The organism is Endozoicomonas atrinae (assembly GCF_001647025.1).
Classification (GTDB): Bacteria; Pseudomonadota; Gammaproteobacteria; order Pseudomonadales; family Endozoicomonadaceae; genus Endozoicomonas; species Endozoicomonas atrinae.
In genome coordinates this window covers 21,393-33,847 of sequence record NZ_LUKQ02000044.1, presented here as the reverse complement: position 1 = coordinate 33,847, position 12,455 = coordinate 21,393, and the positions used below count along the sequence as shown (strand labels likewise).

The window sequence follows — 12,455 nt, the reverse complement described above, 5'->3', positions numbered from 1 at the left end:
ACCATTCGCACCGGAGTTAAACAGCTCAGAAAGGCTATGGGAGTGGATGCGGGAGCATGACTTATCAAACAAAGCATTTTCAGGTTATGAAAATATTGTAGATTGTTGCTGTGAAGCTTGGAATAACCTTTGCAGCGAAGCTGGTCGACTGTTCAGTCTGTGCTCCCGTGATTGGGCAGTTATACAGTAGTTAGAAAATTCAATTGGTATAAATTCTGATAAGTGCCAGGGAATATTAAGTCGAATGTTTATGTCCAAACTGGTTCATGGTTAGAAACAGGGGGGAATGAAGCCTGCTGTTAAAAGGAAAAAGGGCGGATACCTTTTGTTGCTAGGACTGTGTGGCGCTAAAAACCTGCCTGGGTAGCAAAGCTACGCAGGCGTTAAAGAAGAATTGTGACTTTCTATGGCGTTTGACAGTTCGATGCAGGCCTCCTGAGCAAGCCAAGTAAAATGGTAACGAATAATACGACAAGAGACGGAAGTAACCAGACCATATGTACGTCATAGCCGGGAATAATACTGAAAGGCTGTAATAGGGGTTCTAGCCCTGCATAATCTTTTATGCGCAGGACATCAATAACGCTGAGCGTAAAAATTATAATCAGTGTGGCCCGGTAAGTCAGAACAGGTCTGGGTAGCCAGTCACGAATCAGCCCAAGGAAAATCAAGGATATGGAAATTGGATATAGAATCAGAAGCACAGGAATGAAAAGATCAATAATCTCGTTCAACCCCATATTGGCAAAAAAGATACAGATAAGGCTGATGATGGTGACAATGGTTCGATAGCTTACCCTTTCGAACATTTCATCAAAGTACTCACTGGCGGCGGTGATACATCCAATTGCCGTTGTCAGGCAGGCCAGAGTTACCACAGCCGCAAGCAGCGCTATCCCGGTTGTTCCGAACAGTGTTTCGGCATAAATGGTCAGGATTTGTCCTCCGTTACCTGGTTCTGGGGCTACCTCCCGGCTGGTTGCCCCCAGGTAGAATAAAGAGACGTAAACGAGGGCTAGCCCAATAGCAGCAATGATTCCAGTGATAATGCTGTAGTGGAGCAAGCTGGCCTTATCTTTAATGCCATGGGATTTAAGGTTTGTGATGATGACTATGCCGAACATAAGTGCAGCGAGGGCATCCATGGTCATGTAACCCTCAAGGAATCCCTTGATAAATGGCGCCTCGGTATAAGTACCTGTGGCATGTCCGGGAACGCCGAGAGGGGAAAAAATGGGGGCGAGACCCAAAATTACCAGCAAGGCTATTAACGCTGGAGTAATCAGCTTTCCTACAGATTCCAGTAGTTTTCCTGGTCGAATGGACAGATACCAGGCGATGCTGAAAAAGATAAGGCTAAATACCAACTGACTGAACTTTCCTGGTTGGTCCAGAAAAGGAGCTATACCCACTTCATAAGATACCAGGGCTGTTCTTGGTACGGCGTATAAGGGGCCAATGATAAGGTAAATGCAGGATCCAAGGGCAATCATCAGAGCTCTGGGCATTTCTCCACTGATCTCGTTGAATCCGCCACCCACTCTTGAGATGGCAACAATACCCAATAATGGCAGGCCTACCCCGGTTATAAGGAATCCCAAGGCAGCTGGCCACATGTCCTGTCCTGCAAGTTGCCCAACCATCGGTGGAAAAATCAGGTTTCCTGCCCCTAGAAACATGGCAAATACCATAAACCCCATACCGACAATATTCTGTAAACTCAGTTTTTGCTTCATATTTTCAGCTTCCAGGATCCCCGATTATTGGATGTTTTACCGGGATCTGCTCCTTTTTTACCTTAAATAGCCTTTCTGATTACAGATTGCGCGAACAAACTGCCTGCTATCAGTATGGACGCTATCTGTGAAAGTGGTAGTAGGGTAATTGACGAGCCCCCAAAAGCAGTGCCTCTGGGGCAGGAGTATCAGGCTATTAGTGATCCCTCGGTGGTGCTGAACAAAGGTCATCATGGGGCTGGTTGTTGCTAATCTGTTGAAAATTTTCCCGTACAAGGTGGATCAGGGTTTCATGATCACCTGCTTCCAGGAAAATATCCGGACTTTTGCACAACCGAGTGTCCCAGAGCACGTTCATGTTGTAGGGCTCACCAAAGGGAGGAATAGCTCCGGGTTCACAGTCTTTGAACCTGCAGTTAAGCTCATGTTCTGTGGCGAACTGAAGTCTTGAGTTGGTGATTTGGCTCACCTGATGAATATTTACCCGATTGGCAGCGGGTAAAATAGCCATCAGGTAGTGATCAAGGGCATCTTTCAGAACAACGGCTTTGGCTACTTTGTGAATTGGGACCTGGGCGGCAATGGCGCTTTGAACGGAGCTTTTGCTGGGTTGATGTTTGATGGTTTGATAAGGAATATTCTGCTTTGAAAGGTAATCATGGACTGTGTTGGGTATGCTCATGATAGAAATCACCCCAGTAAATCTTGGCTTGAGGTGAAAAGAGTATAGCCCCTGATAGTGTGCTGCAGGGGCTATTGCTTGAAATGGCTACAACCAGCCTTTCCGTTTGAAAAACAGGAAAGTAGCTAAAGCACTCAGGAGCATAAGTCCCAGGGCAAGTGGGTAGCCATACTCAACAGAGAGTTCTGGCATGGTTTTGAAATTCATTCCATAAATACTGGCAATCAGTGTCGGTGGAAGGAACATGACGGCTGCAACTGAGAAAATCTTGATAATGTTGTTTTGTTCAAGATTGATGTAGCCCATTGTGGACTCCATCAAAAAGTTGATTTTCTCAAACAGGAATCCAGTGTGTGGAGTCAGGGATTCAATATCCCGAAGCATATCCCGGATGCTGTCTCTCTGTTCATCATTGAGCATATGGTTGCATGCGCGCATTAGATAACGAAGTGAACGTTGGGTATCCAGCAGATTCAACCTTACTTTGCCATTAAGGTCTTCCTGAAGAGTGATGGTTCTTAGTTGCTCGTCAACATCTTTATACTGTTCTGAAAGTGCATTCTGACTGACTTCTTCCAGATCCTCGTAAACTTCTTCCAGAGTGTCAGCAAGGTATTCAACCTTTGCATCAAAAAGAGCAATAATAACATCCAAAGGCGTTGCTGCCTTAACGTGTTGGGTTTTCAGGTGTTTACGCATAAGCCTGAATAACCCGGTAGGCTCATCCTGAAGGGTAATCAGTTTATCGGGTCTGAGATTGAACGCGACGTTAATATTTCTCAGCTCGTGGCCAGACCTGTGGGGAAACAGGGACCGAATATGAATACCGCTTTCGGTTTCAAAGTAGCGGGAGGAGATTTCAATCTCACCAAGATCTTCTTCTTCGGGCAGGCAGCCTGGGAAGTTGGTTGTTAACCAGTGGTGCTCATCACTATCCGGCTCCGTTGCTTCCAGCCATATGGTGCCCTTGGCCGGTGGGAAATCTGGCGTAACCCGGTCAATGGAAAATTGGTTTCCCTGAGCACTATAGGCAAAGATCATAGTTACTGCCTTATTGGTAACAAAATACATTGGCCAGCTCAAAATCATAGCGCCAGCCACCAAACTATCTGAACGACCAGACCCTGAATATATCAAAAAACAACGGATCATATTGTCATTTTTAGATTTCAGATTATTGGATGGTTTGGGAATAAAATGGGGGAGGGATTGTACGATAAATGACTTCTATTTTGATAGCAGGAATGTGACAGGCTATCAACAGGAAGGCTGAAGAACCTGCCCACATTTCCTGTGGGCAGATAGTTCTGGATTTTTACGGTGTAATGGCGTCATGGCTTGAAGCTTCACGAAGAACTCGGCTTAGTGCACTACATATTTCGTTACAGCTCGCTGCCTCATGAATGGATTCACCATTACTGTCCGCAATGATAAAACTGTCTTCAACCTTTTCTCCGAAGGTGGCAATTTTTGCGCCGTGCACCTGTAGATCCAGACTGGCGAAGGTTTTGCCGATCAGGGCAAGCAGTCCCGGCCGGTCTGTTGCGGTAATATCAAGAATCGTTTGCCTGGGCTCAATCTGGTTGCTGATCAGCACGACAGGTTCCCGGTTAAAATAGCGGAGTTGTCGTGGCGTTCGGCGACGAATCATGTCAGGGAATTTGTCCGGTGCAGAAAGGGTATTGTGCAGGTGAGTCTTGATGTCAAGTATGCGTTCAGTATTGGGGCCGATGGCAGAGCCGTCTTCTTCAAGAACGGTGTAGGTATCAAGGCTGTAATTACTTCTGGAGGTTATGATTCGGGCATCCTGAATGGCCAGTCCCAGCTGATGAAATGCAGCTACTGTGGCCGCGAACAGGTTGGACTGGTCATGGGTATAGACAAACACTCTCGAGCCCTGGTGCTCATAACCATCAGCAATTTTCGGAATCAGGATCAGTGGTTTGTCCGAGTCATGCTGGAGAATGCCTTCAGTCTGCCAGCTGATTTCATCACTCTGGTGGCGAAGAAAATACTCATCATTAAACTGATCCCAGAGATGCGATATGTCTTCCTCTTTTAAGCCTTTTTCGGTTAAGAGGGTCATTGCCCGCTGTTTTGTGTTTGCAATCTGCTCATTCATCTCGGGCAGATTATCGACACCCCGTTTCAATAGCTGGTGGGTTTGAGAGAAAAGCTGTTGTAACAGAGAAGCTCTCCAGCCATTCCAAAGCCCTGGGTTGGTTGCATTAATATCGGCTACTGTGAGGAGGTAAAGGTACTTCAGTCGTTCCCGGGTACCAACGCGTCGGGCAAAGTCCTGAATCACTTTTGGGTCGGACAGGTCTTTTTTCTGAGCGGTGACTGACATGGTCAGGTGTTCCTGCACCAACCAGACAATCAGTGCTGTATCTTCTTTGTTCAGACCATGAACACGACAGAACTGCTTTGCATCCACTGCGCCCAGCTGGGAGTGGTCTCCCCCACGGCCTTTGCCGATATCATGGTAAAGGCCTGCCAGATAAAGTAATTCCGGTTTTGGAATTCTATGGATGATTCTTGATGCGATGGGAAACTGCTGGTGGCTCTTTTTATAGGAAAAGCTTCTCAGGTATTTTATCAATAACAGAGTATGGGCATCCACTGTGAGTGTATGGAAAAGGTCATACTGCATCTGCCCTATGATTCGACCAAATTCCGGAAGATAACGACCCAGTATGCCGTAGCGGGCAAGCCTTCTTAAAGTTGCTGTTAGTGCATAGGGAGCTCGCATGAGTTCCAGAAACAGCCTGGTGCATCGTGGATCTTTGCGAAAGGTGCTGTCTACCAGGTGGCGATAATCTCTCAGCAGTCGTATGGTTTCAGCAGTTGGTCCCTGGATGGTCTGGTCCCGTGTGATCAGCACAAACATCTCCAGAATAGCTGGAGGGTGTTCGGCAAAAACTTTATCGTGGACGGTTTCAATATAGTTATTGCATACCTGGAAACGTTCATTAATAGCATGAACTTCCTGAGTTATTCCGGCGCTAAGGATGTCGTCGTCAAAATGCTGCAGGAGCAGGTCTTTTAACTGGCTGACAATCATGACAGTTCGGAAGTAGCTCTGCATGAACTGCTCTACCGCCAGAGCGCCTGTATGGTCATGATAGCCAAACTGGCTGGCCAGCGTTCGCTGGTGGTCAAATAGCAATCGATCTTCCCCCCGGCCTGTCAGAGAGTGCAGTGCCCAGCGAATTTTCCAGAGAAATGCCCTGCACCTCTGCAGTTGCTGATACTCAACATTGCTCAGGAATCCAAGCTCCAGAAGCTCAGCTGGATCATGTGTTCCGTAGTGCCGTCGGGCTACCCAACCCAGCATATGCAGATCCCGAAGGCCACCTGGTGAACCCTTGATATTTGGCTCCAGATCATATTCGGTATCATTATATTTACGGTGCCGCTTTCGTTGTTCTTCGAATTTCGCCTGAAGATACCGTTGACTGGGCCACATGTGCTCAGTGTCAATCATGTCCAGCAAGTGTTCGTGCAGGAAGGTCGGACCGGATATCACCCTGGACTCCATCAGGTTGGTGATGATGGTCAGATCATTAGCGGCCTGGCTTGCACACTCATCAAGGGAGCGGACGCTGGAGCCTACTTTCAATCCAATATCCCAGAGTAAGGTCAGAAAGTGTTCGATTGCATCCTGATGTTCATCGTAATGATCTTCTTCAAGCAGTATCAGAATGTCGATGTCTGATCCAGGGTGTAGCTCCCCCCTCCCATATCCTCCCACAGCCAGAAGGGTTATAGGGCAGCTATTACTCCAGTCCAGATGATCCCATGCCAGGCACAGAACCTGATCGATCAACCATGCCCTGGCAAATACCAGCTGTTCTATATCCATACCCTCCAGAAACCACTGATCCATTTTGGTTGTGGCTTCCTTCAGGCATTTCTTATAGGCCGGTATTGGTGTTTTGGAAATAGTTAAGTCCGCCCGGAACTGACTCTTGTTGAAAAGACTGTCCTGAACAGAGGTTGGGATTTTCTGGAACGGATTGCTCATTATCGGCTGCTGTCTTTTATTGTTGGTGCATGGCGGTGTCTGGCTGAACCAGGAGGCTGACCGAGAATAGCGCCCGTAGCGAGGATGGCAGAAAATTGATGATAAAAAATCCTTTTTGCGAGGTGAATAGTGGTTCTATTTGCCGAGTAAAAATGATTTTTTAGACCAATTTGCTACCACCGCAGTAGGGTAGTCTATTCTTGGGTAGCCTCCTGAGGGCATCATAAAAGGATTACTGAAAAAAATCAGTACTATAATGACTTTGAGCCTCTTTGGTTGAAATGGTTTCTTGCCGGTTTCCCTACACACCTCTCTCGCGTTCAGGTATGAGTAATACGTCATTATGAGTATATTTTCTTCTGGTCAGGTCTGGGCTGCCGTTGATTGGGGAGCCGAAAGCTATAGCGCTTTTTTGATGAAAAAGGGAAACCTTGTTGACAGTAAAACAGGGGAGGCGGGCGTTTTACAGGTCGAAGACAATGCCTTTGAAGCTGCTTTAAAAGCGATCATTGATCCATGGTTATCCGCTCATGGTGAATTTCCGACCATTCTCTCCGGGCTGGTGGGAGCCCGGGAGGGTTGGGTTGAAGTAGCGTATGTTCGTACCCCCTGTACGAACCGCTCTATTCTGGATGGGGTTGTCAAAGTGCCAACCAACCAGTTGAAGAATGTATCCATTGTTCCCGGTATTTTGCATTCCGGAGATGAGTATTCTGAGGTCTTGAGAGGGGAGGAGGTGTCCATTGTTGGAGCCATGAAAGATCAGAGCATTTCAGATGGCTGGATTCTGAAGCCCGGGGAACACTCCAAGCTTGTCAGGGTTGAAGAAAATGCAATTACACAGCTTTTTACCTATATAACCGGGGAGCTATACAGGCTGCTGGATCAGTACTCATCCTTGTGCAGGCATGCAGGTATTGAGCAGAAAGTGTCTTCTATTGACTTTATGACTGGGGTAAGAACTGCGTTAAAATCGGGCTGCCTGTCCAAAGTGCTGTTCAGTGTCAGTACTCGTCGGCTGGTCAGTCAGATCGAGGCTGAGCATGTCAGTAGTTATCTGTCTGGATTATTAATAGGTCATGAGTTTCGGGATATTAAGTCGATGGGGTTGGATGATATTGTTCTGATAGGAAGTGGACAGTTAATGGAGTTCTATCAGCTCGCGTTTGATGAGTTGTCTATTCAAACAAGATTGGTTGATTCACAGAAAGCCTATCTTGAAGGGGCGCAGTTAATTCTGGAGTCTCTGGAGGATGATAATTAGGTCAGAAGGCTGGCTATGCCTTGAAATATAACAGGAGTTCAAGGCATAGGTAGCAATTAGAAGTTTTCTTCTTTTCGTTTGGTTAACACCTCACAGCCTGTGGCAGTTACTGCAATTGTGTGTTCCCACTGTGCAGAAGGGCGTCGGTCTCTTGTTACCGCTGTCCAACCATCACCGAGTAACTTAGTTCCTTTCTTGCCAGCATTGATCATTGGCTCGATAGTAAATGTCATGCCTTCTTTTAGAACGCAGTCATTTCTGTCGTTATAACCTTCATAATGGATGACCTGCGGGTCTTCATGGAAAACACTGCCAATGCCATGGCCACAGTACTCTTCAACGACGGTGAAGTGATTGGTATGAGCGTGCCTGGCAATCACACGGCCAATATCGCTCAAGCGGTTGCCAGGTTTTACCTGCTCAATGCCCAGGTACAGGCATTCCTGCGTTACCTGGACCAGCCTCTGGTTAAATGGTTGAACATCACCAACCAGGAACATTTTGCTGGTATCACCATGGTAGCCATCTTTGATCACGGTGATGTCGATATTAACAACGTCACCGTTTTTCAGAAATTTCTTGTCGCTGGGGATACCGTGACAAACGACCTGATTAATGGAAATACAGGTGGACTTGGGAAATCCGGGTCTGCCAGGGGCTGCGCCATAATTCAGTGGAGCTGGAATAGCCTCCTGAACATTGACAATATAATCATGACAGATGCTATCCAGCTCGCCAGTTGAAACGCCGGGCTTCACATGGGGCTCGATCATTTCCAGCACTTCAGCGGCCAGGCGGCCCGCGACGCGCATCTTTTCAATTTCTTCAGGGGTTTTGATGGTTACATTCATTGTCAGGTCAAGCCGCTCAAAAGATGCGAAAGTCAAATGATAATCTTTATTATCTTACCAGAATCCCTGAGCGAAGTATTAACATTATTATATAAGCTTAGGGCCTGTTGACGTTTCGTTGCGAGCTCAGCGGATCAGGGTGCTCCTATGACGAGGCGCGGCATTGCAGGAATGCTGGAGCCTTTCAAAATGCCGCAACGAAACGTCAATAGGCCCTAAAGCCCCTTCCTCAGGAAGGGGCTTCTGCTGTTAGCCAGCTGTATAGTATGTTGCTGCACCTGGCCCTACGGGCATGTTTAACACAAATACCCAGACAAAGAACAGCACGCTCCAGCCAATAAGGAAAAAGATGGAGTATGGCAGCATGGTTGAGATAAGCGTACCTATTCCCAGGTCTTTCTTGTAACGGGTGGCAAAAGAGACAATCAGTCCGAAGTAGCTCATCATCGGTGTAATGATGTTCGTGACCGAGTCACCTATTCGGTAAGCGGCCTGAATGACTTCAGGGGCAAAGCCAACCAGCATCAGCATAGGGACAAATATTGGAGCAGTGACTGCCCACTGTGCAGAGGCGCTGCCAATCATCAGGTTGACAAAGCCGCACATCAGGATGAAGAACACGAATAACAGTGGACCTGTCAGTCCGATATCCTGAAGGAACTCAGCCCCGAGAACCGCAAAGATGGTACCGAAGTTGGTCATCTTGAAAAAGGCGACAAATTGCGCGGCGAAGAATACCAGGACAATATACATGCCCATGGTTCCCATACTTTTGGCCATGCAGTCGATGACGTCACGGTCATTTTTGATAGAGCCAACCACTTTGCCATAGACAATGCCTGGTACTGCGAAGAACACCAGAATCATGGCGACAATACCCTTCAGGAAGGGGGAGCCTGCAACAAGCCCTGTTTCCGGATTTCTCAACACTCCCCATTCAGGAACAATGGTCAGTGCCATTAATGCTGATACGGCAAGCACGGCCAGTCCAGCCAATTTCAGACCGCGCTTTTCCAGTGCGGTGATCTGTTCCAGCTTTTCTTCTGCCAGGTTAATACTGGCTTCTTCTGGATTGTATGGCCCCAGGTTTGGCTCAACAAATTTGATGGTTACCCAGCTACCCACACCGGCAATCATAAAGGTGCTAAGTACCATGAAATACCAGTTAACTTCGGGCCCCACTACATAGGTCGGGTCAATGATTCTAGCAGCGGTCTGGGTAATGCCAGCCAGAAGCGGGTCAACAGTACCAAGCAGCAGGTTTGCACTGTAACCACCGGATACACCCGCAAAAGCCGCAGCCAGGCCAGCGATTGGGTGTCTGCCGAGAGAGTGGAAGATCATCGCAGCCAATGGAATGAGAACCACATAACCCAGTTCTGACGCGGTGTTGGAGATAACACCGGCAAACACAACAATCAGGGTGACGGTATTTTTAGAGGCTTTCATGACCAGTGATCGAACCGCCGCACTAAGCAGGCCGGAGTGCTCGGCAATTCCAACACCCAGTATGGCAACCAGAACTGTCCCTAAAGGGGCAAAGCCGGTGAAATTGGAAACCAGGCTGGTAACGATCATTCTGAGACCATCACCATTGAGAAGATTAACCACCTGGATGACCCCATCGGCTGCCCTTCCCGGGGCACCAACTGGACGGGGATCCATCACGCTGAGCTCAAGCCAGGAAGCAAGCCCGCTTAACAGGACAATACCAACGGCAAATAGGGCGAACAGCGTCACCGGGTGAGGTAGAAGGTTTCCCAGCCATTCAACAGTGCTTAGAAAACGGTTAAAGGTGCTGCGTTTATTATTATTTTTGGCATCACCTGTTGGGAGTACTTCGGAAGAGTACGGCATATTCCACTCCAACAGTTGTGTCAATTATTATGAATGTGTTCATCCAAACACATTGTGACGATTGGTCATTGCTGTCATGCGCAGACCTGATGTGCGGCCGGGAAAGTACCCCCGACATAAAGCTTTTCCTCAATAGATCTGAGAAAATATTAAACGATGGTACATAAATTAAATGTAAATAAAAAGTTGAAGTGAACTGTTAACTTATTGTATGGCATATGTTTTTTTGGCTTTTTTTGTGCCGCCTGGTGGATGTTTTTATTTCTTGAGTATCAGTAGGTGAATTGTTTTTTGGTCTTTAATAGTGGTGGTGAAAATACTTATTTTGTTTCGGCGAAGTGGTTTGCCTGTCCACTGGCGGTAGAATGACGATGTGACTGTTGATAACAGTGCTTGATTATCAAGGCAGGAAATCTCGCTAGAACCAGAAACCCAGGTATTTGAGGATGATTACTGCAGTGCCAATGGGAACTAACGCCTGGGCCCAGCCCATGGTATGCCAGAATGAGGATGTCCAGGTTCTGTTGTCTACGCTTGGGTTGGTTCTGAATCGAACATCCAGGCTTCTTTTGGAGAAATAGTTCCTTTCGTGCCGGTCCAGACTGAAAAGTCCCCAAAGTGTGTACCATTTGCAGTCCCAGGCATCAGGGTCTGAGTCACAGGATTGACGGTAAAAAGGAAAGTTCTTCTGATACACCGTTAGTTTTAACGTGTATTCCGTATCGGGAGCCAGATGGTCATCATAGCTGAGCTCTTCATCCGTCAGGATTATCTTGCCGGGATAATAGAACAGTGCAGGAATGAAGTTTCTGTAAATATTTTTATTGGGATGATCACCATTTTTCAATTTGAACTCCCACAGGGTTGACCGGCGAATTTTCTGATCGCTCGAAATAGCATTCAGTGTTTGTTGAATGGCTTTTGCCTCATCAATATAAATAGTGGATTTTAACTTTTCACCAAATATCGATGGTTCAAAAAGTTGAACTCGGACAATAATGCTTTTCAGCTTGGTTGATAGATCTTCTGAAACTTCGCTCATGGTCGCAGCAGAGTAATCCTGTGCCCTCATTAACAGCGGGAAGCCTCGGGCAACCCTTTGCCCGTTATTTCCAGTGGTGGATTGCCAGATCAGCGGCTCTAATTCTGTATTGTCAAAAGCGGTTGGCAGCGAGAAAGCATTGGGTGAAGCAGAGGTGAGCCTTTTAGTGGTATAGACAGAAAAGCTGACCTTATCATAGCCATTGAATCGGCAGGTAAGGCTGTCGGCATTCTTATCGTTAATCGTTATACCGGAGCTGTACTCATTTCTTGGGTCTTCAATTGAGAGTGTTGGACTGAGTTTTTCTGACTGGTTGCTACTCCACCAGCTTGTTTTCAGATTACTGACGCTAATGATTTCTTTCTCACCAGGCAGCAGATCATAACCATTAGCCAGGATATCAACATAATGTTTGTGTCCGGGATGCCACCATTTGTCGTCCTTGCGAATATATTTAACATTGAAGTCAAGCTGCCCTTGACCGCAATTTTGTTCCTCGTAGTAGGTAATGTCAGCAAAACACGTCAGTGGTATATGCGTGCAGGAGTCGTCATCGCAATAGGTAATGGATCCACAGTGCAGCTCAGAGGTAACCAGTTCGCAGTTTTGCCAGCTCCAGTGCAGGTTGGTCTGGTAGTTAAGAGTTTCTGACCATTGAGGTTCAGGCAGCGCTCTTAAAAACTCAGCGGCTTTGGTTCGGTCTATGTTCTTTAGATCCTGCCATGCTTCTTCATCGTGGGGTGTTTGTTGTCGAGTGTATTCATGGTGTGCTTCAGAACACTGCAGGCTTTCTCCCATAAAGTTGCGGGTTTTATCTTCGGGAATAACTAATCCCGGGCACGATTCACTGTGTATTTCAGCGGGTGAATATCGTTCAACACAGTAATAGAGTGCTGAAGCCGGAATTGAATAAGAAAAGAGTATCAATATGGATACTCTGGGATATAAAAGGCTGGTCATGTTATGTATGAGTGCCTTCTTCATCACAAGGGCTCG

General features: G+C 47.0%; 8 protein-coding genes and 1 pseudogene. 2 read left to right on the top strand and 7 right to left on the bottom strand.

What is annotated here, in order from left to right:
* Positions 1-190: pseudogene (locus tag AK963_RS35220) on the top strand (IS630 family transposase); the annotation flags it as partial.
* 214 nt (positions 191-404) lie between these two features.
* Here the strand turns inward: AK963_RS35220 and brnQ are convergent.
* The 4 genes from brnQ to glnD all read right to left on the bottom strand — a co-directional run bounded on the left by brnQ (position 405) and on the right by glnD (position 6,445).
* Positions 405-1,736 carry a branched-chain amino acid transport system II carrier protein gene (gene brnQ / locus AK963_RS08595; protein ID WP_066015048.1) on the bottom strand — a complete coding sequence of 444 codons (1,332 nt, stop codon included), beginning with the start codon at positions 1,734-1,736 and terminating at the stop codon, positions 405-407.
* A gap of 196 nt (positions 1,737-1,932) precedes the next feature.
* On the bottom strand, positions 1,933-2,418 hold the full coding sequence (locus tag AK963_RS08590) for an aminoacyl-tRNA deacylase (RefSeq protein WP_066015047.1): 486 nt from the start codon (positions 2,416-2,418) through the stop codon (positions 1,933-1,935).
* Between the two features lie 87 nt (positions 2,419-2,505).
* Positions 2,506-3,459 (bottom strand): magnesium/cobalt transporter CorA, encoded by a 954-nt coding sequence (gene corA, locus AK963_RS08585; protein WP_066015052.1) that lies wholly within the window; start codon positions 3,457-3,459, stop codon positions 2,506-2,508.
* A 274-nt stretch (positions 3,460-3,733) separates the two neighbouring features.
* A complete protein-coding gene (gene glnD, locus AK963_RS08580; RefSeq protein ID WP_066015046.1) occupies positions 3,734-6,445 on the bottom strand; it encodes a [protein-PII] uridylyltransferase in 2,712 nt (903 codons plus the stop codon).
* Between the two features lie 343 nt (positions 6,446-6,788).
* Here glnD and AK963_RS08570 point away from each other — a divergent pair, with 343 nt between their 5' ends.
* Positions 6,789-7,709, top strand: a complete 921-nt coding sequence (locus tag AK963_RS08570; RefSeq protein ID WP_066015044.1) for a 2-dehydro-3-deoxygalactonokinase — start codon at positions 6,789-6,791, stop codon at positions 7,707-7,709.
* 56 nt (positions 7,710-7,765) lie between these two features.
* Here AK963_RS08570 and map read toward each other — a convergent pair whose 3' ends face one another.
* The 3 genes from map to AK963_RS08555 form a co-directional block, all read right to left on the bottom strand.
* Positions 7,766-8,560 (bottom strand): type I methionyl aminopeptidase, encoded by a 795-nt coding sequence (gene map / locus AK963_RS08565; protein WP_066015051.1) that lies wholly within the window; start codon positions 8,558-8,560, stop codon positions 7,766-7,768.
* 249 nt (positions 8,561-8,809) lie between these two features.
* Positions 8,810-10,417 carry an AbgT family transporter gene (locus tag AK963_RS08560; protein ID WP_066015043.1) on the bottom strand — a complete coding sequence of 536 codons (1,608 nt, stop codon included), beginning with the start codon at positions 10,415-10,417 and terminating at the stop codon, positions 8,810-8,812.
* Between the two features lie 418 nt (positions 10,418-10,835).
* The gene (locus AK963_RS08555; protein WP_066015042.1) at positions 10,836-12,419 is read right to left on the bottom strand and encodes a hypothetical protein; all 1,584 of its coding nucleotides are present in this window, start codon (positions 12,417-12,419) and stop codon (positions 10,836-10,838) included.
* Between the last annotated feature and the right edge of the window lie 36 nt (positions 12,420-12,455).

What these genes read in the sequence shown, in the direction of transcription:
- brnQ (WP_066015048.1), bottom strand. Translation starts at nt 1,736, where the DNA reads ATGAAGCAAAAACTGAGTTTACAGAATATTGTCGGTATGGGGTTTATG.
- AK963_RS08590 (WP_066015047.1), bottom strand. Translation starts at nt 2,418, where the DNA reads ATGAGCATACCCAACACAGTCCATGATTACCTTTCAAAGCAGAATATT.
- corA (WP_066015052.1), bottom strand. Translation starts at nt 3,459, where the DNA reads ATGATCTTTGCCTATAGTGCTCAGGGAAACCAATTTTCCATTGACCGG.
- glnD (WP_066015046.1), bottom strand. Translation starts at nt 6,445, where the DNA reads ATGAGCAATCCGTTCCAGAAAATCCCAACCTCTGTTCAGGACAGTCTT.
- AK963_RS08570 (WP_066015044.1), top strand. Translation starts at nt 6,789, where the DNA reads ATGAGTATATTTTCTTCTGGTCAGGTCTGGGCTGCCGTTGATTGGGGA.
- map (WP_066015051.1), bottom strand. Translation starts at nt 8,560, where the DNA reads ATGAATGTAACCATCAAAACCCCTGAAGAAATTGAAAAGATGCGCGTC.
- AK963_RS08560 (WP_066015043.1), bottom strand. Translation starts at nt 10,417, where the DNA reads ATGCCGTACTCTTCCGAAGTACTCCCAACAGGTGATGCCAAAAATAAT.
- AK963_RS08555 (WP_066015042.1), bottom strand. Translation starts at nt 12,419, where the DNA reads ATGACCAGCCTTTTATATCCCAGAGTATCCATATTGATACTCTTTTCT.